This is a genomic window from Spirosoma utsteinense (assembly GCF_014282275.1).
In the GTDB taxonomy this organism is placed as follows: Bacteria; Bacteroidota; Bacteroidia; order Cytophagales; family Spirosomataceae; genus Spirosoma; species Spirosoma utsteinense.
The window spans coordinates 116,643-142,324 of the sequence record NZ_VFIA01000013.1; the positions used below are offsets into that span (position 1 = coordinate 116,643).

At 53.8% G+C, this 25,682-nt stretch carries 20 protein-coding genes; 17 read left to right on the forward strand and 3 right to left on the reverse strand.

Annotated elements, in window-relative coordinates; translation table 11 throughout:
• Positions 1–44 precede the first annotated feature (44 nt).
• From FH603_RS12550 to pepT, 7 genes are all read left to right on the forward strand, one after another.
• On the forward strand, positions 45–2,234 hold the full coding sequence (locus tag FH603_RS12550) for a glutamine synthetase III family protein (RefSeq protein ID WP_186737868.1): 2,190 nt from the start codon (positions 45–47) through the stop codon (positions 2,232–2,234).
• 462 nt (positions 2,235–2,696) lie between these two features.
• Positions 2,697–3,860 (forward strand): M28 family metallopeptidase, encoded by a 1,164-nt coding sequence (locus FH603_RS12555; RefSeq protein ID WP_186737869.1) that lies wholly within the window; start codon positions 2,697–2,699, stop codon positions 3,858–3,860.
• A gap of 62 nt (positions 3,861–3,922) precedes the next feature.
• A complete protein-coding gene (locus FH603_RS12560) occupies positions 3,923–4,486 on the forward strand; it encodes a hypothetical protein (protein ID WP_186737870.1) in 564 nt (187 codons plus the stop codon).
• A gap of 107 nt (positions 4,487–4,593) precedes the next feature.
• Entirely contained in the window at positions 4,594–5,436 is an 843-nt protein-coding gene (locus FH603_RS12565) for an AAA family ATPase (RefSeq protein ID WP_317171234.1), read from the forward strand.
• 136 nt (positions 5,437–5,572) lie between these two features.
• Positions 5,573–6,784 carry a vWA domain-containing protein gene (locus tag FH603_RS12570; protein WP_186737872.1) on the forward strand — a complete coding sequence of 404 codons (1,212 nt, stop codon included), beginning with the start codon at positions 5,573–5,575 and terminating at the stop codon, positions 6,782–6,784.
• Between the two features lie 95 nt (positions 6,785–6,879).
• On the forward strand, positions 6,880–7,350 hold the full coding sequence (locus FH603_RS12575) for a pyrophosphohydrolase domain-containing protein (RefSeq protein WP_186737873.1): 471 nt from the start codon (positions 6,880–6,882) through the stop codon (positions 7,348–7,350).
• 25 nt (positions 7,351–7,375) lie between these two features.
• A complete protein-coding gene (gene pepT, locus FH603_RS12580; protein WP_186737874.1) occupies positions 7,376–8,623 on the forward strand; it encodes a peptidase T in 1,248 nt (415 codons plus the stop codon).
• A gap of 108 nt (positions 8,624–8,731) precedes the next feature.
• Here pepT and FH603_RS12585 read toward each other — a convergent pair whose 3' ends face one another.
• Positions 8,732–9,514 (reverse strand): hypothetical protein, encoded by a 783-nt coding sequence (locus tag FH603_RS12585; protein ID WP_186737875.1) that lies wholly within the window; start codon positions 9,512–9,514, stop codon positions 8,732–8,734.
• 393 nt (positions 9,515–9,907) lie between these two features.
• Between FH603_RS12585 and FH603_RS12590 the strand changes: the two genes are divergently transcribed.
• From FH603_RS12590 to mtaB, 10 genes are all read left to right on the forward strand, one after another.
• Positions 9,908–10,246 (forward strand): hypothetical protein, encoded by a 339-nt coding sequence (locus FH603_RS12590; protein WP_186737876.1) that lies wholly within the window; start codon positions 9,908–9,910, stop codon positions 10,244–10,246.
• A 64-nt stretch (positions 10,247–10,310) separates the two neighbouring features.
• A complete protein-coding gene (locus FH603_RS12595) occupies positions 10,311–10,946 on the forward strand; it encodes a hypothetical protein (protein ID WP_186737877.1) in 636 nt (211 codons plus the stop codon).
• 63 nt (positions 10,947–11,009) lie between these two features.
• Positions 11,010–12,236 carry a helix-turn-helix domain-containing protein gene (locus tag FH603_RS12600; protein ID WP_186737878.1) on the forward strand — a complete coding sequence of 409 codons (1,227 nt, stop codon included), beginning with the start codon at positions 11,010–11,012 and terminating at the stop codon, positions 12,234–12,236.
• Positions 12,237–12,313: 77 nt separating this feature from the next.
• A complete protein-coding gene (locus FH603_RS12605) occupies positions 12,314–13,294 on the forward strand; it encodes an MBL fold metallo-hydrolase (protein WP_186737879.1) in 981 nt (326 codons plus the stop codon).
• A gap of 141 nt (positions 13,295–13,435) precedes the next feature.
• Positions 13,436–14,074: a ribonuclease H1 domain-containing protein gene (locus FH603_RS12610; protein WP_186737880.1), complete on the forward strand. Its 639-nt coding sequence runs from the start codon at positions 13,436–13,438 to the stop codon at positions 14,072–14,074.
• Positions 14,074–14,901, forward strand: coding sequence for a tRNA1(Val) (adenine(37)-N6)-methyltransferase (locus FH603_RS12615; protein WP_186737881.1), 828 nt, complete (start codon positions 14,074–14,076; stop codon positions 14,899–14,901). Before FH603_RS12610 ends, FH603_RS12615 begins: the two co-directional genes overlap by 1 nt.
• Positions 14,902–14,987: 86 nt before the next feature.
• On the forward strand, positions 14,988–15,980 hold the full coding sequence (locus FH603_RS12620) for a glycosyltransferase family 2 protein (RefSeq protein WP_186737882.1): 993 nt from the start codon (positions 14,988–14,990) through the stop codon (positions 15,978–15,980).
• A 206-nt stretch (positions 15,981–16,186) separates the two neighbouring features.
• On the forward strand, positions 16,187–16,798 hold the full coding sequence (locus FH603_RS12625; RefSeq protein WP_186737883.1) for an inorganic pyrophosphatase: 612 nt from the start codon (positions 16,187–16,189) through the stop codon (positions 16,796–16,798).
• A gap of 196 nt (positions 16,799–16,994) precedes the next feature.
• Positions 16,995–18,761 (forward strand): signal peptide peptidase SppA, encoded by a 1,767-nt coding sequence (gene sppA / locus FH603_RS12630; RefSeq protein ID WP_186737884.1) that lies wholly within the window; start codon positions 16,995–16,997, stop codon positions 18,759–18,761.
• A gap of 208 nt (positions 18,762–18,969) precedes the next feature.
• Complete coding sequence (gene mtaB / locus FH603_RS12635; protein ID WP_186737885.1) at positions 18,970–20,313, forward strand: tRNA (N(6)-L-threonylcarbamoyladenosine(37)-C(2))-methylthiotransferase MtaB; 1,344 nt, start codon at positions 18,970–18,972, stop codon at positions 20,311–20,313.
• 19 nt (positions 20,314–20,332) lie between these two features.
• Here the strand turns inward: mtaB and uvrA are convergent, their stop codons facing one another.
• Together uvrA and FH603_RS12645 are read right to left on the reverse strand one after the other, a co-directional pair.
• Positions 20,333–22,861 carry an excinuclease ABC subunit UvrA gene (gene uvrA / locus FH603_RS12640; RefSeq protein ID WP_186737886.1) on the reverse strand — a complete coding sequence of 843 codons (2,529 nt, stop codon included), beginning with the start codon at positions 22,859–22,861 and terminating at the stop codon, positions 20,333–20,335.
• Between the two features lie 90 nt (positions 22,862–22,951).
• A complete protein-coding gene (locus FH603_RS12645) occupies positions 22,952–25,618 on the reverse strand; it encodes an MGH1-like glycoside hydrolase domain-containing protein (RefSeq protein ID WP_186737887.1) in 2,667 nt (888 codons plus the stop codon).
• Positions 25,619–25,682: the final 64 nt, after the last annotated feature.

Genomic DNA, 25,682 nt, shown 5'->3' on the forward strand with positions numbered 1-25,682 from the left:
ATGTTTGGTTGAATTTACTTCATCCTAAACCACCGCACTTGTTTATGGCCAATTTTCGGTTCAAGGCCCTTGAGATTGCACAAAGCCGTCAGGCCCAGCTGGTCGCAGCGCCGGCCGAACGGGTCGCCGATTTTTTCGGCAGTAATACCTTCAACAGTGAGGTTATGCGGGCATTGCTCTCGCCCGAAGCCTACCTGAAAGTAACAGAAGCTATCCAGACCAACGGTCAGATCGATCGGGGCATCGCCGACGAAGTAGCGGGTGCCATGAAATCGTGGGCCACCTCTAAAGGAGCGACCCACTATACCCACTGGTTCCAGCCGCTGACCGGCGAGACGGCCGAAAAACACGACGCTTTTTTCGATATTACCATCGATGGGAAAGCCATCGAAAAATTCAAAGGGGGGGCCCTCGTCCAGCAGGAGCCGGACGCGTCGTCGTTCCCGAACGGAGGCCTGCGCAACACCTTCGAAGCGCGCGGCTATACGGGATGGGACCCATCGTCGCCCGCTTTCCTGATGGACAATGGCGCGGGCGGTAAAACACTGTGTATTCCTTCGGTATTTATCTCCTATACGGGCGAAGCGCTCGATTACAAAACGCCCCTGCTCAAAGCACTCAATGCGCTCGACAAGGCAGCTACGGCCGTTTGCCAGTATTTCGACCGGAGCATCACGAAGGTGACACCTACGCTCGGACCCGAACAGGAGTACTTTGTCGTTGACCGGGCCCTCTTCTATGCTCGTCCCGATCTGGTTCTGGCGGGCCGTACCGTGTTCGGCCATTCGCCCGCACGCGGTCAGCAGTTGGACGATCACTATTTTGGTTCGATACCGCCCCGCGTCAACGCGTTCATGGTCGATTTCGAGTTCGAAGCCATGAAACTGGGCATGCCCGTCCGGACCCGCCACAACGAGGTAGCGCCCGGTCAGTTCGAGGTAGCCCCTACCTTCGAGGAGGTTAACCTGGCAGTCGATCACAACGCGTTACTGCGCGATTTGATGGACAAAATTGCCGAGCGCCATAACCTGAAGGTTCTTTTCCACGAAAAGCCATTCGCGGGTATCAACGGCTCCGGCAAGCACAACAACTGGTCGATGGGCACCAATACGGGCGTGAATTTGCTGGCTCCCAGCTCCAAACCAAAAGAAACGCTACGGTTCCTGAGCTTCCTGGTCAACGTCGTCAAAGCCGTTTACGACAATGCCGACCTGCTGCGGGCTACCATCGCGTCGGCGGGCAACGAGTACCGGCTGGGTGCCAACGAAGCGCCACCGGCCATCATGTCGATTTTCCTGGGAGAGTCGCTGACACAGGCGCTCAACGACCTCGAAAACAAGTCGGAAATTACGGTCAACAAAGGCGATAACGTTTATTATAAACTGGGTCTGACGCGTATTCCGAGCCTGATGCGCGACAATACCGACCGAAACCGCACCTCACCGTTTGCCTTCACGGGTAATAAGTTTGAGTTCAGGGCGGTAGGCAGCTCGGCGAACTCGGCATCGACCATGACCGTCCTGAACGCCATCGTGGCCGATCAGCTGAATAACTTCAAAAGTGATCTCGACGGGCGTCTGGCTCGGGGCGAGAAGAAAGAACTGGCCATTGTCGACATCCTCAAAGAGTACTACGTCCACTCCAAACGCATTCTGTTTGAAGGCAACGGCTACTCCAGCGAGTGGGTTGAGGAAGCCGAAAAGCGGGGGTTGTCGAATATCAAATCCTCGCCCGAAGCACTGGGCGTATTTGTTAAACCCGAGTCGCTGTCGCTGTTTGAGCGGACGGGCGTGATGAACCACGCCGAAGTTGAGTCGCGGTATGAGATCGAACTGGAAAAGTACATCAAGAACGTACAGATCGAGTCGCGGGTGATGGGCGATCTGGCCATGAACCACGTGGTATCGACCGCACTGAAATACCAGAACAAGCTGGCCGAAACCGCCCGTAACCTCGTCGAACTAGGCATGACCGATGAAGCTGAACCCATCAAGGCGATCCTGCGCGAAATATCGGCCCGCGTCATTGCCATAAAAAGCGGGGTCGAGTCGATGATCGAAAGCCGTAAACGCGCCAATAACGTCGACAACACCATCGACATGGCCCGTTTGTATGCCACCGAGGTCAAGGACCATTTCGATCCGATCCGGTACGAAGTGGATAAGCTCGAACAGATCGTCGACGACGAAGACTGGCCGCTGGTCAAGTACCGCGAGCTGCTGTTTGTCAAGTAAGCAAACCTGTTTGGTATTATTTTCCGTTATGGCCCGTATCCTGGCCATCTGATGTATCCTGGACGGCCACGTCCGGGCAAAAACGGTTGATTTTCGTCCGGACGTGGCCGTTCAGGATACATCAGACCGGTTAATAGAGTGAAGTTTGGTTTAAAACCACTAAAGCCCATCTGTCGATGGAGAAAAAACGTGCGATTCCATTTTACAAAGACATGAACGAACCGTATGAACGTTTGCTTGAGCGCGCGCGGGTTAAGCGAAGCCCCTGAAAAACAATATCAGGGTTTATTCGCCATGCAGTGCAGATTATAGGGTTTAAATGGTTGTTCGCATAGCCTAAAACGTAGTATCACCGTCACTAAACCATTATGGATTTAGAAAACGTTATCATGATTGACGATTTTTTCAATAAAGCTACTAGGCAGGATAGCGGGAATTTTGACCACCCGTAACCCCTACTCCATGTTCTCTCCTCATACCTTCCTTCAGGCGCTTTGCGCATTCCCCCACCGGGGTGCTGCCACCCCCGCCGGGGCCGAAGCCGCCCGCCTGCTTCAAACGCAACTCGCCGATCTGGGCGCTACGGTTCGTACGCAGGCCTTTACTACGCCCAAAACCTATGCCACCATCGTCTACTGGCTCACTGGCGGGTTGCTGGTGGGGCTGGCACTGCTGCCGCTTACCGGCGTAGCCGTCGGTTTCGTCTGGTACTTTGTTGCCATGGCCTGGTTTTACTTCAACTGGCGGTATTCATTCATCATCAAGTTTCCCGCGCAGCACACCGCCCATAACGTCATCGGCCACTGGCCAGCCAGCCAGCCGGATAACAATGTACAGACAGTCATTTTGATGGCACACTACGACACGGCACCGGTCTCCCTGCTCTACAGCCCCAGGCAACAGGCCGGCTTCCGAGCGTCGTTGATTCTTTCGCTGGTGCTGATGCTGCTGGCGGCTATGTCGGCTACCCTGGAAGCTGTTGGTATTGGACTACCTTACCTGACTTACCTCCGGTATGCACTCATGGCCTATTTCATTCTTCAGGCCATTACCGGCACCCTCGGCTACTGGCTAAAAGGCTACACCAACGGGGCCAGTGATAATGCAACGGGGGTAGCGGCCGCGCTGGCTACCGCCGATCGGCTTCGGCAGGCTAACCTGCCTAATCTGGCCGTTGAAGTTGTGCTCACGAGCGCTGAAGAAGCCGGTATGATCGGTGCTTATTACTACGTTGAAGCCCACAAGAGGAAGTGGAAACGCAACCGCACCGTCGCCATCAACTTCGATACGCTGGGGGCGGGACTACTGACGGTAATAAAAAAAACGGGCACCCTCGAACCCCTTCGCTACGCCAACGAACCGACCCGGATAGCCCGCTCCTTACTCAAAACCGACGCTTTCCGGGACCGGACGCAGACGGGTGAATGGCACACCGCCGACTTCGACAGCGTCTGGTTCGTGCGCAACGATATCCCCGTTCTGGCCCTTTGTGCGCTGGATGCGCGCGGCCGGATGCCCCGTATCCACCAGCCCGACGATACGCTGGATGCCGTTGAGCCAACGCCCATGGAAACGGCCATCGACCTGGCCGAAGCAGTCGTTCAACGCCTGATGAAGGACAAATGATGAATTCGTTTTAGGTCAGCTTTTATCGTTCATCATTCAGCAATCCTCCTTACTTTTGCTCTATGGCAACTAACAAAAATGACGGGTTCGACCCCGAAGAGATCAACGCGTTAAAAGAAGAATGCCGACAGGAAGGCAAGTCATTCGTCTATGTTGAAGATGACGATCTGGACGTGCTGGAGTCGGGCGAGTGCGTTCACATCCAGTTTCCGGGCGTTTACGAGGAACAGGAAGTTATTTATGACGCACTGGTGTATACGCTCCGGCTGCATCACAGCAGCCTGGTCTATGAAATGGCCGTAGGCCAGGTTCAGAAAACCTTTCCTACCTACGTGCCACCCGAAGATCGCGAAATCAACTATAAGATCACACCCGAAATGGAGGAAGAAGCCGAAACGGCGCTGACCGAAATTATCGAGGAAATCGAAGAGACAGAGACGGTAAAAGTGCAGGAACACGTAGAAGTCGATACTGATTTCGACTATGGCATCAGCCTGGACGTGTGTTTGAACGTGGAAGAAATTACGGATGAGGTAATCGAAAGTTTCATTCACGACTTCAAAGGCAATACGCTTTCGCTGGATACGACGCTTTATTCATTTATGAGCGAAGAAGACGAAAACTAGTTAATCACGATATGGTGTAGAATGGCGTTCCGATGGCAGCAAGCCCGTCATTGGTACCCATTCTACACCATATCGCGTTTAATACACCTTATAGCCTCCGACTGACTGTGCCGTTTCAAGGAACCGATAGGTATGTGGCCACCCGCGAGTTAAGCGTAGCGGTCAATGCCTCCATACAGCTACAAAAACCGCTTCTGATCAAAGGCGAACCAGGTACGGGTAAAACCTTACTGGCTTATGAGATTGCGCAGGCGCTGGGCAAACCCCTTTACACCTGGCATGTCAAATCGACGACCTCGGCACACCAGGGTCTGTATGAATACGATGCCGTTTCCCGGCTGCGCGATTCGCAGTTCGGCTCGGAACGGGTAGGCGATCTGGAGAACTACATCCGAAAGGGAAAACTGTGGGAAGCCTTCGAATCGGAGGAGCAGGCGGTGTTGCTGATCGATGAGATCGACAAGGCCGACATCGAATTTCCGAACGACCTGTTGCAGGAACTGGACCGGATGGAATTTTACTGCTACGAACTTCAGCGGACGATTTCGGCCAGGCACCGACCCGTCGTCATCATTACCTCCAACAACGAAAAAGAACTGCCGGATGCGTTTCTGCGCCGATGCTTTTTCCACTTCATCCGCTTTCCGGACCGCGAAACGATGCAGCAGATCGTGACGGTGCATTTTCCGGATCTGGCCCAGGAATTGATGGCCAAGTCGATGTCGGTGTTTTACAGTATCCGGGAGGTAAAGGCCCTCAAAAAGAAGCCGTCGACCAGCGAACTCATCGACTGGATCCGGTTGCTGCTGGTAGCAGGCGTCACACACGAAGACCTGAACGAACTCGACGCGCTGAACGAACTCCCACCCTACCTGGGATCACTCCTGAAAAACGAGCAGGATACAGAATTAATGATCGCCCTCCGCAAGAAAGGAGGTCGCCCGTACTAATTCAGTTAACAGCCACCCGTTGACGGTGTACCCATTATTGACCGGCGTATCATTAAATCAAACGGCCTGGCAAAAAGACAGTGTCATCTTTTCTCAATTAGCTGATCAAGGTTGGCTGCTCATTGTGCACTGACGTATGTTCCTCGACTTCTTTCTACTCCTTCGCCAGCATGCGCTCCCGGTAACCCTACCGGAATATTTAACGCTGCTCGCGGCCTTGCGGAGCGATGTGGGTGGTACAACAGTCGATGATTTTTATTTCATCAGTAAAACGGCACTCGTCAAGCACGAACAGCATCTCGACCTCTTCGACCGGCTCTTCGGCGAGTATGTTGCCGGAAAGCAATCGGCCCCGCCCGAGACGCTGCCCACTATCCCCCCCGACTGGTTACGCGACGCGCTGGAAACACAGCTTACCGACGAAGAACGGGAATCGATGCAGGCTATGGGTGGACTGGACGCCCTCTGGCAACGGCTGCGCGAACTCCTGGACGAACAGGACGAACGCCACGAGGGCGGCAACAAATGGATCGGTACGGGTGGCACCTCGCCGTTTGGCACGAACGGATCGAACGAACAGGGGTTCAAGATGAATCCCGGCGATAGAAGTCAGCCGGACCGGGGCAACCGGACGGCCGCCAAAATATGGGAGCAGCGAGCCTACAAAAACCTCGACGACAGCCTTGAACTCAATACCCGGAACCTGAAGATGGCGCTTCGGCGGCTGCGTATCCTGACCCGGGAAGGCATCGAGGATGAGCTGGACATTGACGGAACCATCGACGGAACAAGCCGCAACGCGGGGTACCTGGACATAAAAATGCAGCCCTCGCGCAAAAACCGGGTCAAAGTGCTCATTCTGTTCGATGTGGGCGGGTCGATGGATGAGCACATCGAACTATGCTCGCACCTGTTCTCGGCGGCCCGCTACCAGTTCAAGCATCTGGAGTTCATGTATTTCCACAACTGCGTGTACGAAACTCTCTGGCGCGACAACAGCCGCCGAAAAGAGCGCGTACCAACCTGGGAAGTGCTCCACAAATACAATAAGGATTATAAAGTAATTTTTGTGGGCGATGCCGCTATGTCGCCCTATGAAATCACGATGCCCAAGGGCAGTGTCGAACATTACAACCTCGAAGCGGGCATTGTCTGGCTCGATCGATTCAAAGCCCAATACCCGCACCTGGTCTGGTTAAACCCGAACATAGCGGCCTACTGGCCCTATACGCAAAGCACTAAACTCATCCGTGACTGGTCGGGCGACCGGATGTTTCCGTTGACCCTGTATGGTCTGGAACAAGCCATGAAGAGTTTAAAAAATCCAAAGATTACCTTTGCCCCGTAACGAAGCTGTCGGCAGGCAGGCTTTATCATAACTTCTTTCGGTTCATTCCAATCAGTTACCGGCTACAACTACCAACCCCGGCCCTACTTACACCTATGCAACAACCCGATTCACTAAACCAGGTCGCCGAATTCCACCGTACGTTTCACGCGCCTGTTCTGGAAACACCCCAAATACCATCCGACGCCCGGGCTCAATTGCGCGTGTCCCTGCTGGCCGAAGAACTGGATGAGTTCCGCGAAGCCATTGCCGAAGGAGATCTGGTGGCGGTAGCCGATGCCCTCTGCGATTTACAGTATGTGCTTTCCGGTGCTGTTCTCGAATTCGGATTGGGCGATTCGTTCAAGGCACTGTTCGACGAGGTACAACGCTCCAACATGAGCAAAGCCTGCTTAACTGTGGCCGAAGCCGAAGCGACGGTGGCCCAGTACCAGGCCAAAGGCGTCCCCTGCCATTATCTTGAATCGGAAGGCAAGTACCTGGTCTTTCGCGATGCTGATCACAAAACCCTCAAAAGTGTCAACTACTCTCCAGCCGATCTGGAAGCCATTTTAGCCACTAACTAAACGGCCTGCACCAACAAACTACTCCATGGAAAACTACACCTACACGGCCCTCGACCGCTTTATTCGCTACGTCGGGATCGATACCCAGTCGGACCCGCAGTCGACGACCAATCCGAGTACCGAGAAACAGAAAGACCTGAGCCGGGTGCTCGTGCAGGAGTTGCTCGACATGGGTATTGCCGACGCGGAGATGGATGAGTGGGGTTATGTGTATGCCACCATTCCGGCCAATACCGACAAGGCCAGCGTTCCCGTCATCTGCTTCTGCTCCCACGTCGACACCTCACCCGACGTGACCGGCGCAGGCGTAAAGCCTATCATCCACTTAAAATATGACGGAAAAGACATTGTGCTGCCGGACGACAACGCCCAGATTATTCGGGTGACGGACCATCCGGATCTGCAAAACCAGGTAGGCAACGACATTGTCACCGCCAGCGGCACTACCTTGTTGGGGGCCGATAACAAGGCCGGTCTGGCCGAAATTATGGACGCGGCCAACTACCTGATTACCCACCCGGACGTGAAGCACGGCACCATCCGGCTGCTGTTCACACCCGACGAAGAGGTGGGCCGCGGTACCGAAAAAGTAGATATCCAGAAACTGGGTGCCGATTATGGCTACACCATCGACGGCGAATCGCTGGGTACGCTTGAAGATGAAACGTTCTCAGCCGATGCCGTAAAAATCTCCATTAAAGGGGTCAGCACCCACCCCGGCTTTGCCAAAGGCAAGCTGGAAAACGCGATCAAAATTGCCGCTGACGTGCTGGCTTCCTTACCGAAAGATACCCTCTCGCCCGAAACCACCGAAGCCAAGGAAGGGTTTGTACACCCGACGAGGCTGGAAGGCAACCAGGACCAGGCGGTACTGGAATTTATCATCCGCGACTTTACCGAATCGGGTCTGCACGATAAGGAAGCGTACCTCCAGGACCAACTGAATACGGTGCTGGCTCGTTATCCGGGTTCAACAGCAGAGTTTGTCGTGAAAGAGCAGTACCGAAATATGAAAGAGATGCTGGACCAGCACCCCGCCGTGGTCGACAACGCACTCGAAGCCATTGGCCGGGCGGGTCTATCAGCCCGGCAACGGAGCATCCGGGGCGGCACCGACGGGTCGCGCCTGTCGTTCATGGGCCTGCCCTGCCCTAATATCTTCGCCGGTGAGCACGCGTTCCATTCCCGGCAGGAATGGGTATCGGTTCAGGACATGCAGGCGGCCGTCGATGTGATTGTTCAGGTCGCGCAGGTTTGGGAAGAACGGGCCTGAACGGTCGTTTTACCGTAGTACCTGATATCACCAGACTCCCCGGATACAGATGACGTCATCTGTATCCGGGGAGTCTGGCGTTTGGGCGTCAACGAAACTACCTGTTTGTCATCCCTTTGTAGCGTACAGGGTGCCGTCCTCCACGACGTACAGCATTCCATCCATGGATATAATCATGGTCACATTTTTCAGACTACCGTCGGCTCCTACCTGTTCGTAATTACCATTCATATCGGTCTTGAACAGGGTTCCATCCTTTTCAACGCTCCATAAAAAACCCCTGTCGGCAACCATGGCTACCGTATTTTCCCAGTCGCCCGACTTTCCAACCTGTTCCCAGCGCATCGCCCGTATGCTGGTTCGGTAAAGGGTTCCCTTTTCAACCGTCCACAGGTAATCGCCCATGGCTTCAAGCATATCGGCGTCGCTAAATTCACCGTCCCCACCAATCTGACGCCAGTCACCGGTACGGGTTGTTTCGTAGAGAGTTCCGTTCGTTTCGATACTATAAAGCTTGTCTTTCATGGCGACCATAGACACGGTATTTTTCCAGTCACCCGTCTTACCAACCTGTCGCCAGGCTACGGTATTGGGATTTGTCTGATACAGTGAGCCATCTTCAAGCGTCCATATCTCATTATTCAGGGCAATTAGCAAATCGGTATTATTAAAATCACCCTTGGCACCCAGTTGGCTGTAATTCCCCTGTTTGTCAGTTTTGAAGAGAGTGCCATCTTTTTCGACACTGTATAAGTTCCCCCCAAGAGCAACCACGTCAATGGTATTAGCCCAATCTCCTGCTTTCCCAATCTGTACCCACCGCTGCGCATTGAGGGTGTGAAAACAGGAAACAATCACCACTATAAATAAAGAGACAGCACTTTTTTTCATTTTTTTGAGCATTTCCAGTTTAGTCGGTATGCCTCTCTGTGAGACTACCCAGGGTTATACTGGCCTGAAGGTATACCTGGTATAAATACCTATCAACCTACAATCATGTAGAGTAATCCATTATAGCAGGCAGGCGCACTGAACAGCTGTTTATAGCTACTATTTTTCTCTGTTGACATAGGCGCTTTCAACTGACTTAAGGTGAATCGTTTCCTGCCCGTTGTATGGTCTCAACTTATAACCTGAGTCGTCTCAAATTAGTAATGAGTCGCATCAAGGTTGACTGACACCGCACCTTTGGGGCCTATGGAACACCGATGATCATTGCCATGATGTTCATCCTTGATGCCAAATTCTGACTATCAGCCTCCCTTTACCTAATCCTGAAAAGTTATGAACAGTATAAGCACGATAATCCTGGCACTCTGCCTGTTCACGTCTACATATTTCCAGCCCCCGGGGAAGGTAACGCTTCAGTTGAAGAACAATGGTCGCTTGCCCCGTGAGTTCAAATTTCTGGAGCGCCACCCCACCGATAGATACCCGAATGTATTTACAGCTCTCATCCTGCCGGGCAACGCCTATAAAGTCGACGTTAAGATCGGCACTACCCTGTCGCTGGTAAATCAGCAGGAGATCAACGCCACTATGCAGGGCCAGGAAGCGCCCGGCAAACTACTATTAGTCGTGAAAGCGGACGATGATGGCAAAACGATCAGCTTGGTTCGGTAGCTTCGTCAGGCAGCTATGTTTGCTCCAGTCAATCACTCCACAATTTTCCACCCGTTACCGCTATATGAAAACCAACCCCGCATCTATACTCCTGTTCGCCCTGATTCTGTCCATAACAATCGGTTTCGGCCAGCAAACGGCACCGGCCAATGCTGGTCCGCGTATTACGTTCATGCTCAAAAATACGTTGGGCTACGCTCGCATGTTCCGGGCCGTGGGACCGGGCATGGACTATGGTTTCACGATGGGCAAACGCGAAACGGTTCCCTGCAACTGGCCGGTTGGCTCGAAGCTATACTTTAGCCACGATGGAAAGACGAACGAAGGACTTATTTTGACCGTAACCGCCGAAGACGAAGGCAAAATTCTGGGTACGGGGAATGGTGATACGGCACCAAGAGTCAAGCCGACTACCCAGAACCAGGTTGGTCAGGTGTCGTTCCGGTTGCACAACACCAGCCTACTACCCAAAAAAGTGACGTTAATCAGCTATGCACCCGGCGAATCGGGCAACGGGACCAACGGCTTTATGCTGGCCCCCAAGGGTAACAGAACGTTTACGTTCCCCATTGGAACCCGGCTCTATCTGGCTACTAGCGACCAGGTCGACATCGTCATGAGCGGCAAGCGGATCGACAGTGGCAAGCCGTTTCTGACCGTTCAGCAGGGCGACGCGGGCAGGGCATTCGATATCGACTGACCAATCCGTGTATATTGATGCTGTGTTAGCTTATCGACTTATTCACGCAACCGGGAACCGTTCATGACGTTCTATTTCTCTGCATACTCAACACCGCTGCTCTTTGGCTTCGTACAGGCATGGGTATACGCCATTTTGCTCTGGGTACGGGGATATCGCGAAGAACGCCTGTCCGATAAGTTGCTGGGCTGGGTGCTGGTGGGCTGTGCGCTCAACATCTGGGAATACATGCTGGGGTTCGGGGGTATTGAAATTCTGTGGCGTGAACTTGAATTCTTCCCCCGGTCGCTGGGCTATCTTTTTCCCGTACTGTGTTATTTCTACCTGAGAAGCCAGTTTAATACCGGGTTCCTGTTCACCCGTCGCGACCTGTGGCACGCGGTTCCCTTCCTGATTTTTGTGGTCTATCACATCAGCGTTTTCGCCATGGGCCACGACGCGGTGATCCGGTGGGAGGAAACGGTCCATCACCCCTATCACATTGCCGATATCGAGTTCGGAGCCGGCATTGTTATCGACCTGTTGTATCTCTATTGGTCGCTGCAACTGTACCGGGAGTACCGGGCGTGGATCAAAACCCAGTTCTCAGAAACCGACTCCATCAGTTTCCGCTGGTTCCGAAACTTCCTGATCGCGTTGACCATCACGTCGGTATTTAGTTTCCTGATGACGATGTTGAGCCTGACCCTGGGATTGAACTTCTTTCAGGACTGGTGGGACGAACTGTTCGAAGTAGTGCTCATCTACTACCTCAGTATCAATGGATACACACAGGCTCAATCGGTGCGTCGACTTACCTTTCACTCGCCCCCTTCTGCCGAATCTGAACCGCTGGACATAGCCGTTACAGCGCGTTCCCTTCCGGGGGTCTCGACTATAAAAAAGGTGAGCACCCTCGGTTTACAATCTGCGGAGTTGGTCGCACCAGCCATCTCCGACGAGTTGCTCAGGCTGCGCGACAAGCTCATGAACTATATGAGCCGCGAGAAGCCTTACCTGGAACCCGAGCTATCGCTGGCCGATCTGGCCCGGCGGCTACATACCAACCCGGCCATTCTGTCGCAGGTGATTAACACCGGCCTTGGGAAGAACTTCAACGATTTCGTGAATGAATACCGCGTTGAAGCCTTCAAAGAGCAGGTGCGTAACCCCGCCAACACCCATCTATCTTTTCTGGGAATTGCCCTCGATTGCGGCTTCAACTCCAAAGCCACCTTCAACCGCGCCTTCCGAAAATGTACTGGTCAGGCACCCGGCGAATTTCTGTCCACCCAGAAATTACCTCCCTGATTTTTGTACCCACTGACGCGATTCGCTAAACAATCTACTAAACTAGTAGGTTGAACAGGGAATTAAACCCAACGCCTATGGAATCGCAAGTGGAACTTGATGAACTGGCTTCTGAGCCAATTGCCACCCAATCACCTTACGACGTCACCCATGATGTGGCCGGATTGAAAACGCTTTTTGTCAACGTATTCTTAATCGGTGAGCCTGGCGCGGGTAATCCCTGGGTACTGGTTGATGCAGGCCTGCCGGGTTACGCCGGGCAGATCAAAAAGAAAGCAGAAGCATTATTCGGACCCGGTGCCAAACCCGACGCCATCGTACTGACTCATGGTCATTTTGATCATACGGGAGCGCTGAAAGCGTTACTCAAAGACTGGGACGTACCGGTTTACGCCCATCCCCTCGAACTTCCTTACCTGACCGGAAAATCGAGCTACCCGCCACCCGATCCGGCTATTGGTGGCGGATTTATGTCGTATAGCTCGTTTATCTTTCCCATAGGCCCCGACGATTTTGGCGATCGGATAAAAACCCTGCCGACCAATGGTACGATTCCTGAACTACCAGGATGGCGGGCTATTCATACACCAGGGCATGCACCGGGACACATATCGCTGTTCCGCGACGCCGACCGGACGCTAATTGCCGGTGATGCGTTTGTAACGACGAATCAGAATTCGGCCATTTCGGTTGCCACCCAGAAAGAAGAAGTTTTCGGGCCACCCGCCTACTTTACCTGCGACTGGCAGGCGGCCGAGAAGTCGGTGAAGACGCTTAATAACCTTAATCCCACATCGGTTGGTACGGGTCATGGCGTATCCATTCATGGCCTCGACCTCAGGTTAGGCTTAACCCGGCTGGCGAACCACTTCAAGGAGTCTATCCCGTCAGAAGGTCGGTACGTGAAACAGGCAGCGGTGACCGACGAAAACGGTATCGTTGATATGCCTGAACCAACGTCTTATAATGTTGCCCGGGCTATTGGCTGGGGTATGTTGGCGGGGGTATTACTGTACACGCTCTGGCCGAGCAGTAGCCACGACGATGACGATGAATAAATTGCCAAACCTGCTGTAACTGGTGTAAACGGTCGTTGCTTCGGGAACGGCCGTTTTTTATTGTATTCCACCGAGAGAACCGTCCTGATCTAGGCCATTCGCGGCTTCGTTTGTATGTTTGCGAAAAAATGTACCGTGGCCATGGCCCAGAAAAAACCTAAATTTTATGTCGTCTGGAAAGGGCGAGCCACTGGCGTGTTCGATTCGTGGGACGATTGTCAGCGGCAAACGGCGGGTTTTGATGGTGCCCTGTTCAAATCATTCGATAGTAAAGCCTCAGCGCTGAAAGCCTTCAAAGACAAGCCCCACGCTCATATTGGTCAGGGCACCAAACCGGTTGCCAGACAGGGTAAGCTGGCGGGTCTGGTGGGCGACCCCATTCAGGACAGTCTGGTTGTCGATGCGGCCTGGAATACCGCTTCCGGCGACATGGAATACCAGGGTATTTACCTGGCTACCAAACAAAAGCTGTTCCTGAAAGGGCCTTATGCCGACGGCACCAACAATATCGGCGAGTTTCTGGCCATCGTTCATGCGCTGGCTTTGTTGCACCAGAAAGAAAGCACCATTCCCGTTTATTCCGACTCCCGCACGGCCATTAGCTGGGTGAAGAAAAAACGGGCAAACACCAAGCTCGAAGAGACCGCCCGCAACGCCGAACTGTTCGCGCTGCTGGACCGGGCCGAAAACTGGCTTCAGACCCACACCTTCACCAACCCGGTACTGAAATGGGAAACCACCGTGTGGGGTGAGAACCCAGCCGATTTCGGTAGAAAGTAATGTTTAGCTTCAAGCAATTCACCATCCGGCAGGAACGAACAGCGATGAAAGTCTGCACCGATGCCTGCGTGCTTGGTGCATTTGCCGACGTAGCCGCGAGTACCGTCGCGGCTACGCGCATCCTCGACATTGGAACGGGGACGGGGTTGCTGGCGCTTATGGCCGCGCAACGAAACCCCCGGGCAACGGTCGACGCGGTGGAGATGGACGAAGCCGCCTTCGGTCAGGCAACCGAAAATGTAGCGGCCAGTCCGTTTGCCAACCGGGTGCGGGTATGGAGGGGGCGGGTGCAGGCGTTTGTGCCGTGGTTTCCCTCACCCCCGGCCCCTCTCCCTAAGGGAGAGGGGAGCAAACCTCCGGAGGCATTCCATCCGGCAGGTCCCCCCTCTCCCATAGGGAGAGGGGCCGGGGGTGAGGGAAACCACGGCACCTACCACCGCATCCTTACCAATCCCCCCTTCTACACCAACCACCTGCGTTCCCCGGACTCGGCTGTTAACCGGGCACTGCACACCGACGATCTGCCTTTCCCGGAACTGATTGGCGCGGTGCATCGATTGCTACGTCCAGACGGACAATGGTGGGTTTTGCTGCCGCCTTATGAAACGGGTCTGCTAACAGACCTGGCGGGCCGATCGGGGCTTTTCCCCTTCCGGCAACTCCACCTGCGCCACAACGATCGAAAACCCGTTTTCCGGACAATAACGGGGCTGAGTTATACACCGCAACCCGTCGCCACCGACACGCTGGCTATCTACGAGTCAGGCAGCAACACCTACACCGCAGGATTCCGGGCGTTGCTACGCGATTTTTACCTGATATTCTAAATCTATTTCGACCTTTGCCCGTGAATTGGCCAAAGGCATTTTATGTTATCCACGTATAGCCCGTGTCATCCATCGTAAATCTATAAATGATCGAGTCGCTTCAACTGACCATTCTCATCCCGCTCTATAACGAAGATGAGTCGCTGCCCGAACTGCACGACTGGATCGTTCGGGTCATGATCGAGAATAACTATACTTACGAAATCCTGTTTGTCGACGATGGCAGCACCGATAACTCATGGGCCATCATCGAGCAGCTGTCGGGTATCAATCCGCAGGTGCGGGGCATCCGCTTCAACCGAAATTACGGTAAAACGGCGGGACTTCAGACGGGCTTTCAGGCGTCCCGGGGACAGGTCGTTATTACAATGGACGCCGACTTGCAGGACAGCCCCGACGAGATACCCGAGTTGTACCGGATGATCGTCGAAGACAAATATGATCTGGTCTCGGGCTGGAAGCAGAAACGCTACGACCCCCTTACCAAAACCCTGCCGACCAAGCTGTTCAATGCCGTGTCGCGCTGGATATCGGGTGTTCAGCTCCACGACTTCAATTGCGGGCTGAAAGCGTACCGGCAGCGCGTGGTCAAAACCATTGCTCCGACCCTTTACGGCGATATGCACCGGAACTTGCCGATTGTGGCTAACTGGAATGGGTTTGGCCGGATTGGCGAAAAAGTAGTTCAACACCGCGCCCGCAAATACGGCACCACAAAATTCGGTCTGGAGCGGTTTGTAAACGGTTTCCTGGATGTGCTTGTCATTGCGTTCGTCCATCGGTTCAGTAAACGGCCCATGCACTTTTTTGGCACCTTTGGCACCCTGTCGTTTTTTGTCGGTACGGTGCTGGCGGTATGGCTGATTGCCGAAAAGCTGATCCATATTGCACAGGGCGTCAAATACCGTGATGCCACCGATAACCCGCTCTTTTACGTTGGCCTGGTAGCGATCATTTTAGGGGTTCAATTGTTTCTGGCCGGCTTTCTGGGCGAAATGCTCGTTCGGCAAAGCCTGAGTAAAACAACCGATTCGTTTGTTGCTGAACGTGTGGGCTTTACAGGTTCTCTATCCGTTTAAGCGGAAAAACAAACCCGTTTGTTTTTCCGCTTCGTATCTTTGTATGCATTCCGCGCTATACTGCCTATGGAATACCAGGTTTAACCGGGTATCTGAGGGCTGTATAGCGCGGAATGTTTATTTTCATCACTCAACGGACTCCATTTATTCCAGTTTTTTCTTTAAATAGTATGCAAGCTTTTTCTGAAACGGCTCATCCAGACCACATGGCAAAAACACCTTCCAAAGCACACCCCTGGCACGGTATCTCACCAGGCGAAGGCGCTCCAAACATCATTACGGCCTTTATTGAGATCGTCCCGACGGATACCGTTAAATACGAAATCGACAAAGAATCCGGCTATCTCAAGATCGACCGGCCGCAACAGTACTCCAACATTATTCCAGCCCTGTACGGCTTTGTACCCCGTACGTTTTGTGGAGATGGTATTGCTAAACTGGCCTCGGAACGTTCGGGACGGTTTATCGAGATGGGCGACGGTGACCCACTCGACATCTGCGTACTGACCGAGCGCGAAATCACCCACGGCGATATTCTCCTACAGGCTATCCCCATTGGTGGCTTCCGGCTCATCGATAAAGGTGAAGCTGACGATAAAATCATCGCCGTGCTTAAAGGCGATTCGATGTACGGTCATTTCAATGAACTGGCCGACCTGCCCGAAGCAGTAGTGAAGCGTCTTCGCCACTACTTCCTGACTTATAAAACGTTGCCCGATGAGCCAGCCGTAATGGAACTGGCTAACATCTATGGCCGTGAGGAAGCGCTTGAAGTAATCCGGACATCGATGAAGGACTACATGGAAATGCCTGCATAAGCCAGCAGAAAAACGGCGGAGGGGGAAACGAAGGGAACAGGAGCCACAACGCTTTCTTTCCTCTTCGTTTCCCCCTCCGCCATTTTCAACCATTTATCCCGCCAATTACGCACTCAACATTTTTCCGCCGGGATGGCTCAAATGGGCTGTACTTTTGTTAACTACCCGTACAATCACATTACCTATATCGTGTTACATGCGACAGTTTCTTAAATACGTTCTGGCTACAATCGTTGGCATACTGATCATCTCCTTTGTTAGCTTTCTGCTGTTGATCGGACTCAGTGCCGCCCTGACTTCATCATCCGACAAACCAACCGCCGTAAAGGACAAGTCTGTCCTGAAGCTGAACCTGGACGATCCTATTCAGGAACGCAGCACCGACAATCCCTTTGAAGGGTTCGGATCGTTTGGCGGCAACAGCAGCGCTATGGGTCTGGTTGAGCTTAAACAAGCGCTCAAGGATGCCAAAGACGACGATAACATAGAAGGGGTTTACCTTCAATCCGAAAATCCAGCCGCAGGCTGGGCCTCGCTCGAAGAGATAAGAAACGCCCTGATCGACTTCAAAGGGTCCAAAAAATTTGTTTACGCCTATGCCGAGACGATGAGCGAAAAAGGCTATTACCTCGCATCGGTGGCCGACAAAATTTACCTTAACCCGGCTGGTGATCTGGAGTGGAATGGCCTGAATGCTGAATTGACTTTCTTTAAAGGCACGCTTGAAAAGCTGGGCGTCAAACCCGAAATCTTTAAAGTTGGCGATTTCAAAAGCGCCGTGGAGCCATTCATCCGCGATAATATGAGCGATCCCAACCGTTTGCAGGTGACTTCGTTTCTCAACTCGATCAACGACCACATGCTGGTGAAAGTGGCCCAAAGCCGCGGCCTTCGCGTCGACTCGCTCAAATCTTACGCCGACAATCTTGCCATTCAAAAGCCCGCCGATGCCCTGCGTACCAAACTGGTTACGAACGTTGGCTATCAGGATGAACTCGAAAGCCTGATCCGGAAACAGTTGAGTATCGATGCCAAGAAAAAGATCAACTACGTATCGCTCAACAAATACAAGGGGGACGATAAAGACAGTGAGTCGGGGAGCTCGTCAAACCGGATTGCCGTTATCATTGCCTCAGGAGACATCAACTCAGGAAAAGGCGATGCTAACAGCATTGGTTCAGAAACCATTGTAGAGGAGATTCGTAAAGCCCGGCTGGACGACAAGGTAAAGGCGATCGTACTGCGCGTTAATTCGGGTGGTGGCAGTGCTCTGGCGTCGGACGTCATGTTCCGCGAGGTTGAACTGGCCAAGAAGGTTAAACCGGTTATTGGCTCCATGTCTGACTACGCTGCTTCGGGAGGATATTATATGCTTATGGGCTGCAATAAGATCGTAGCCCAGCCCAACACCATTACAGGATCGATTGGCGTGTTTTCCCTGCTGTTCAATACGGAGAATTTCTTTAAAGACAAGCTGGGCGTCACGTACGACCGGGTGAAAACCAACACCAATTCCGACTATCCTGCCGTAACGCACGAGATGACGCCGTTTCAGAAGCAGGCGTTGCAGCGCCGGACCGAGCAGATTTACGCTGAGTTCACCGGCAAGGCGGCTGCCGGTCGTAAACTACCAATCGATAGCCTGCGGGCCATTGCCGGCGGTCGCGTCTGGACCGGAACCCAGGGCAAAGCCATTGGCCTTGTCGATCAACTGGGCGGCCTGGACGATGCCATCAAGCTGGCAGCCCAGTCAGCGAAATTGAAAACAGGCGATTACAAGTTAAAATACCAGCCCCGGAAGAAGGAGTTTTTTGAGCAACTGATGAGTTCGTTCAATGATAACGAAGAGTCGAAGATCCAGGCACAGCTTGGCGAACTGGCTCCTTACGTTACGTACCTCAAAAAACTGAAAACCCTGAACGGGGTTCAGGCCCGGTTACCCTTCGAGATGGAAATTCGATAATACGTTAGGTTTGCAGTAGTTCGGACCGATACGGGTTATAAAACCCGTATCGGTCTTTTTTTGTAGCGTCAGCGAATTAGATCAACTGTAAATCAACCTGAGCGCCCACCGAAAGTAGTGATCGGTGCTGATCCGTAAAATCTGCATTCTCCTCTTTCGGAACCCGCCCGGCCGTTTTTTTGTAATTTTGGCAGATAGATCGATCACCGTGAAAAAAGTTGCCTTTTATACGCTCGGCTGCAAACTGAATTTCTCCGAAACCTCGACCCTGGCCCGTTTGCTGGAGGAGCAGGGCCATGAACGGGTGGAGTTCAACCAGCAACCCGACGTTTTTATCATTAATACCTGCTCGGTTACCGACAATGCCGACAAAAAATGCCGGAAGATCGTTCGTGAAGCGCAGAAGATAAATCCCGATGGCTTCGTGGCTATTCTGGGTTGTTATGCCCAGTTGAAACCGAAAGAGATTTCGGAGATTCCGGGGGTAGATGTCGTCCTAGGGGCAGCGGAGAAGTTCCGCCTTCATGAGTTGATTGGTACGTTTCAGAAAACGGCTGTCGGACAGCCAGCCATTGTCTACAATTCACCTATCAGCGAGGCCATAGCGTATCACGCGTCCTATTCGCTCAACGACCGGACGCGCACCTTCCTGAAAGTACAGGATGGTTGCGATTACCCCTGCGCCTACTGCACGATTCCGCTTGCCCGTGGCAAGAGCCGGTCCGACACGGTATCGAACGTGGTGCAGGCCGCCCGCGACATTGCGGGTCGGTCGGTCAAGGAAATTGTGCTGACGGGCGTTAACATCGGCGATTTTGGTCTGAACAGCGCCATCGGTTCCGACGGGCAGCGTACCGAAACGTTTTTCGATCTGGTTCGGGCACTGGACGACGTAGAGGGCATCGAACGGTTCCGTATCTCGAGTATAGAGCCCAACCTGCTGACCGATGAGATCATTGCCTTTGTAGCCGGGTCGAAGCGATTTGTGCCTCACTTTCACGTGCCACTTCAGTCGGGGTCCAACAACGTGCTTGGCCTGATGCGCCGTCGCTACAAGCGCGAACTATATGCTGAGCGGGTTGCCAAAATAAAGGAACTCATGCCCCATGCCTGCATTGGAGTCGACGTAATTGTAGGTCACCCCGGCGAAACCGACGACGCGTTTCTGGAAACGTATGCCTTTCTGAACGAACTGCCTATCTCCTACCTGCACGTATTTACGTATTCAGAACGGCCCAACACCACGGCCATCAGCATCAAACCTACCGTTCCGGGCCACGTCCGGGCCGAACGGTCGAAGATGCTTCATATACTGTCTGATAAGAAACGCCGTGCGTTTTACGACTCACAGATCGGGCGGGACGCTACGGTGTTGTTCGAAGAAGACATTACCGATGGACTGATGCAGGGGTTTACGGAAAACTACGTTCGGGTGGTAGCCAAATACGACCCACTTCTTATCAATGAAATGATGCCGGTGCAGCTAACCGCCGTGAATGCCGATGGGCTGGTGGAAGTGAGCGAGCTGGAAGCGATCATGGAAAAACACTGAGCCAAACCGTCCCGTATAGCTACCCGAGAAATCGTTTCAGATAGGGGGCGGTTTTGCTTTTTGTGTTCGTAGCCACCGCTGCCGGTAAACCAGCGGCCACCACCCGGCCACCAGCTTCGCCTGCACCGGGCCCGATATCGATCACCCAAGCGCTACCGGCTACCACCCGCATGTCGTGTTCCACGACGATGACCGTGTTCCCCGCGCCAACCAGCCCCTCCAGCTGGGCAGTCAGTTTTTCTACGTCGGAAGGGTGCAGTCCTGTCGTGGGTTCATCGAGGATATACAGGGTATTGCCATGACCAACCCGTTGTAGTTCGGTAGCCAGTTTTATCCGCTGTGCCTCTCCGCCGGAAAGCTCGGTTGCGGGTTGTCCAAGTCGCAGATAACCCAGACCTACTTCCCGAAGCACCGTTAACGTTCGACGTACGGCTGTTTCCTCGTCGAAAAAGTCAAACGCTTCATCGACGGTCAGGGCCAGCACCTCCGCAATATTTTTGTCCCGGTAGGTTATTTCCAGCGTTTTGGCATTGTAGCGGGCTCCCTGGCATACCGGGCAGGGCGTGTAAACACTGGGCAGGAAAAGCAGTTCGACCATGACGAAGCCCTCGCCCTGGCATTTTTCACAACGGCCCTTGGCCACATTGAACGAGAACCGTCCGGCATCGTACCGGCGGGCCCTAGCCATTTTGGTAGCCGCAAAAAGCTTCCGGACATGATCGAAGAGTCCGGTATAGGTAGCCAGATTGGAGCGTGGCGTTCGCCCGATGGGTTTCTGGTCGACCTGCACCAGGCGTTTGATCTGTTCCATGCCCGATAGGATACTTCCCCCCAGCGTGACAGGTCCGGCATCCTGCAACGGGTCGGTTTCGTCCTCGTCGGGCAGCGTACTACCCAGGGCTTCGGCTACGAGTTCGACCAGCACCTGACTGACCAAACTCGATTTGCCAGAACCGGAAACGCCCGTCACGGTTGTCAGAACTCCCAAAGGAAAATCGACCGTTAATCCATTCAAATTGTTGCGGGTTACATCAACCAGCCGCAGCCACCCCTTGTTCGTTCGCGGCTCGGGGCTCCGGAAAGTAAGGTCACCGAACAGATATTGCCGGGTCTTCGATGCAGCAATGCCTTCCAGACCATCGGGTGGCCCACTGTAGAGGATATGACCACCCTGTTCGCCAGCTGCCGGACCTACATCGACAATCCAGTCGGCCTGACGTATAACATCAAGATCGTGTTCGACCACAAACAATGAATTGCCGGATGCTTTCAGCCGGTTGAGCGCCCGCAGGAGAGCCTCCGTATCGGCAGGGTGCAGTCCGGCCGATGGCTCGTCCAGGACGTAGACGACGCCAAATAAATTCGACCGGACCTGCGTCGCCAGCCGCAGTCGCTGGTGCTCACCGGGTGAAAGTGTGGGCGTACTTCGCTCCAGCGACAGGTAACTCAGACCCAGGTCGATCATCACGTCCAGCCGGGCAACCAGGTCGGCAGCTATGCGCTGTACCACCATCGCCTTCTCCGGGTGTTCCTTCGCTAGTTTCGTTTGTTTACCTGTAGCGGGGTCAACGTAAGGGCGCATGATCGTTGCCAGTTCATCCAGCGCGATACGGGATATTTCGGTGATGTCATAGCCGGCAAAGGTGACAGCGAGCGACTCCCGACGAAGCCGTTTACCCTGACACAGCGAACATTCGGTACTGAGCATGTACTGCGAGACCCGTTTTTTCATCAACAGACTCGTGGTGTTGGCAAACGTTTGCCGCACGTATTTACGAACACCCGTGAACGTACCCATATAGCTGGGCGTGAGCTTTCGCCTGATCGCTTTTTGAACGTCTTCGCGTTCCCATCCTGAATAGACGGGCACTACAGGCTGCTCCTCGGTGAACAGAATCCAGTCACGGTCTTTTTTGGACATATCGCGCCAGGGAATGTCGATATCGTATCCAAGTGTGATCAGTATCTCCCGCAAATTCTGCCCGTGCCAGGCCGTTGGCCAGGCAGCAATGGCGCGTTCACGAATTGTAAGCGAATCGTCGGGTACCATCGACTGCTCGGTCACTTCATAAACCCGGCCCAGACCATGACATTGCGGACAGGCCCCCTCGGGCGTGTTGGGCGAGAAAGACTCCGCGTATAGGATCGACTGCCCGTTGGGGTAGTCTCCGGCCCGGGAGAATAACATGCGAAGCAGATTGGACACGGTGGTCACACTCCCCACCGACGAACGGGAGGTGGACGCCCCCCGTTGTTGTTGCAGGGCTACCGCAGGCGGCAACCCGTCTATTTCGTCGACTTCGGGAACGGCCATTTGATTGAACAGCCGCCGGGCGTAGGGCGACACCGATTCCAGATAACGGCGCTGGGCTTCGGCGTATAGCGTGCCAAAAGCTAACGACGATTTACCAGACCCGGAAACACCGGTAAAAACAACCAGCGCATCCCGCGGGATTGTAAGCGAAACGTTTTTGAGGTTGTTTTCGCGAGCCCCTACGACTCGAACAAATCCGGTTCCTATACTAGTTTGTTGAATTTCTTCCTGCATGCATTTGGTGATGAAGCTCACCCAGTACTACTGTTGTCTACAGGTTGTTGTTATCAGATCGACCATTTTAGTCAAACGTCCCTGGGCATCTTACCCCTTCAGACTCCCGTATTTCCGATTGATCAACTCTGCCACTAGGCCTGTCCAGCCCGTTTGGTGACTAGCTCCAACGCCCCGACCATTGTCGCCGTCAAAATATTCATAGAACAGAACGTGATCCCGAAAGTGAGGGTCCCTGTATTTAGGATGAGCGCCAAAAGCAGGCCGGTGACCAGTCTCGTCAGTTGTAAACAGACGGATGAGCCGGTCCGCGAGTTCGGCTGCAGCGGCTTTCAGGGTGATTTGATGGCCTGACCCGACCGGGTATTCAATGGTGAACCCATCACCGAAGTAATCGTAAAATCGCTCCAGGCTCTCAATGAGCAGGTAGTTTACAGGCATCCAGACAGGGCCCCGCCAGTTACTGTTACCACCAAACATGCCGCTATCACTTTCGGCAGGCGTGTAGGCAAGCCGAAACGTTGTGTGATCCAGCGTAAATTCGTACGGCTGGTCGCGGTAAATTTTCGACACGCCCCGTACGCCGTGTGGGCTCAGGAATTCAGTTTCATCGAGTATTTTGGACAAAAGCGATTTAAGCCGGAAGCCCCGCAGCAGGCTCAGCAGCCGTTTTTCGTTCATGCCCGCTTCGGTATAGCGCGACACCTGGTTGTAGAGGTCGGGGCGGTGGCCCTGGAACCAAACCATGCGCTCGACAAAGGCAGGCCGACTTTGAAGCAGTTTATCATCCAGTACCTCAACGGCAAACATAGGAATCAGCCCTACCATCGTCCGGACACGCATCCGCTTCACGCCCCCATCCGACATCCGGATCTGGTCATAAAAGAAGCCGTCGGTTTCGTCCCACAAACCCCGGTTAACATCGCCTATGCTGGTGATGGCCCCGGCGATGTAAAGAAAATGGTCAAAAAATTTGGTGGCCAGTTCGTCGTACACCGCATCGTGGGCGGCTAGTTCCAGCGCAATACGCATCATGTTTAGCGAATACATCGCCATCCAGCTAGTTCCATCGGCCTGTTCGAGGTGGCTTCCGCCGGGAAGTATCGCGTTCCGGTCAAACACGCCGATGTTGTCGAGGCCGAGAAAACCGCCTTCGAAGATATTATTTCCCGACTCGTCTTTGCGATTGACCCACCAGGTGAAGTTGAGCATCAACTTGTGGAAGACGCCCCGTAAAAATGTCAGATCCTCTTCGCCTGCCGGCTTGCAGGCACAGTCCATCTGATACATACGCCAGGCTGCCCAGGCCTGCACCGGTGGATTCACATCCGAGAAATTCCATTCGTAAGCGGGCAACTGCCCGTTGGGGTGCATGTACCACTCGTTGGTTAACAGCATCAGTTGCTGTTCGGCAAAGCGAGGGTCGATGACGGCGAGCGTCACACAGTGAAAGGCCCAGTCCCAGGCGGCATACCACGGATACTCCCATTTATCGGGCATCGACACGACGCCCGCGTTGATCAGTTGAAGCCACGTCCGGTTGCGGCCATGAATGCGTTCCTGGGGTGGTGGCGGACCATTGGCATCACCACCCAGCCACCGCGACACATCGTAGTAATAATACTGTTTGCTCCAGAGCATGCCCGCAAAAGCCTGCCGCTGTACGCGTTTCTCATCGGCGGTAGCATCGGCGGGCTGTATATGCGCGTAAAAGGCATCGGCTTCGGCTTTACGCCGGGCAACGATGCTGTCAAAATCAGCAAACGGTTTCTCATTACCGGCTACGTATGTCCCGGCATGCGTAAGCCTCAGCCGCACCGTGGCCGACTCGCCCGCATCCAGCGTGAGGCTATACTGAGCGGCCGATTTAGTACCCATGGTGCTCGGGTTGACGGTGTCCGTCCCGTGCAGGACGTAATCATTGATGCCATCCTTGGGATAGCGGGTTCCTGCGTGGTTGTTGTAGAGCCGGGCGGTATTGGTTTCGTTTTCGCAGAAAAGCCAGGTTGGATGCCCGTCGGCATAACATATATACTGACCCAGCGCAGAGCCTTCGGCGATGACGGTACCGTCTGGCTGTAATACAAGGGCAGGCCGCAGCCGGGGTACGCCATCCGAATCGTCGCCCCAGTGCCATGTGTTTCGAAACCAGAGTGTTGGCAGCAGGTGCAACACAGCCGGCTCCGTTCCCTGCTCCGGTCGGGCCCGGTTATGGACCGTAACCGTCATCAGAATATCCTGTGGCCCCGCCTTTGCATACGCCACGAACACGTCAAAATAGCGATCGTCGTCAAAGATACCGGTATCGAGCAATTCGAACTCAGGGTCCAACCGGCCCCGCTGCCGGTTTTCGGCCAGCAGTTGTTCATAGGGGTAAGCCGTATGCGGATACTTGTACAACATCCGCTGGTAAGCATGAGATGGGGCTGCGTCCAGGTAATAATAGAGTTCCTTGACATCCTCCCCATGATTGCCCTCTCCGTTGGTAAGCCCAAAATAACGTTCTTTTAAAATAGGGTCCTGCCCATTCCAGAGCGCCAGACCCAGACACAGCTGCTGACTATCATCGCAGAAGCCGGCTATCCCCTCTTCACCCCATCGGTAGGTATAGCTACGGGCCATGTCGTGGGTCGTGAAGTTCCAGGCGTCACCATTGGCGCTGTAATCCTCCCGGACGGTACCCCACTGGCGGTCGGAGACATACGGCCCCCACTGTCGCCACGCGGGATCGTCAAGGCGCTGTTGTTCAATGGTCATGGCTGGGATGGCATAAAACCGGATTACTAATTTACGAACGTTTTCCTACGCGCACTGGTCGCCT

Coding starts and splice junctions, on each gene's coding strand:
- FH603_RS12550 (WP_186737868.1), top strand. CDS start 45: ATGGCCAATTTTCGGTTCAAGGCCCTTGAGATTGCACAAAGCCGTCAG.
- FH603_RS12555 (WP_186737869.1), top strand. CDS start 2,697: ATGTTCTCTCCTCATACCTTCCTTCAGGCGCTTTGCGCATTCCCCCAC.
- FH603_RS12560 (WP_186737870.1), top strand. CDS start 3,923: ATGGCAACTAACAAAAATGACGGGTTCGACCCCGAAGAGATCAACGCG.
- FH603_RS12570 (WP_186737872.1), top strand. CDS start 5,573: ATGTTCCTCGACTTCTTTCTACTCCTTCGCCAGCATGCGCTCCCGGTA.
- FH603_RS12575 (WP_186737873.1), top strand. CDS start 6,880: ATGCAACAACCCGATTCACTAAACCAGGTCGCCGAATTCCACCGTACG.
- pepT (WP_186737874.1), top strand. CDS start 7,376: ATGGAAAACTACACCTACACGGCCCTCGACCGCTTTATTCGCTACGTC.
- FH603_RS12585 (WP_186737875.1), bottom strand. CDS start 9,514: ATGAAAAAAAGTGCTGTCTCTTTATTTATAGTGGTGATTGTTTCCTGT.
- FH603_RS12590 (WP_186737876.1), top strand. CDS start 9,908: ATGAACAGTATAAGCACGATAATCCTGGCACTCTGCCTGTTCACGTCT.
- FH603_RS12595 (WP_186737877.1), top strand. CDS start 10,311: ATGAAAACCAACCCCGCATCTATACTCCTGTTCGCCCTGATTCTGTCC.
- FH603_RS12600 (WP_186737878.1), top strand. CDS start 11,010: ATGACGTTCTATTTCTCTGCATACTCAACACCGCTGCTCTTTGGCTTC.
- FH603_RS12605 (WP_186737879.1), top strand. CDS start 12,314: ATGGAATCGCAAGTGGAACTTGATGAACTGGCTTCTGAGCCAATTGCC.
- FH603_RS12610 (WP_186737880.1), top strand. CDS start 13,436: ATGGCCCAGAAAAAACCTAAATTTTATGTCGTCTGGAAAGGGCGAGCC.
- FH603_RS12615 (WP_186737881.1), top strand. CDS start 14,074: ATGTTTAGCTTCAAGCAATTCACCATCCGGCAGGAACGAACAGCGATG.
- FH603_RS12620 (WP_186737882.1), top strand. CDS start 14,988: ATGATCGAGTCGCTTCAACTGACCATTCTCATCCCGCTCTATAACGAA.
- FH603_RS12625 (WP_186737883.1), top strand. CDS start 16,187: ATGGCAAAAACACCTTCCAAAGCACACCCCTGGCACGGTATCTCACCA.
- sppA (WP_186737884.1), top strand. CDS start 16,995: ATGCGACAGTTTCTTAAATACGTTCTGGCTACAATCGTTGGCATACTG.
- uvrA (WP_186737886.1), bottom strand. CDS start 22,861: ATGCAGGAAGAAATTCAACAAACTAGTATAGGAACCGGATTTGTTCGA.
- FH603_RS12645 (WP_186737887.1), bottom strand. CDS start 25,618: ATGACCATTGAACAACAGCGCCTTGACGATCCCGCGTGGCGACAGTGG.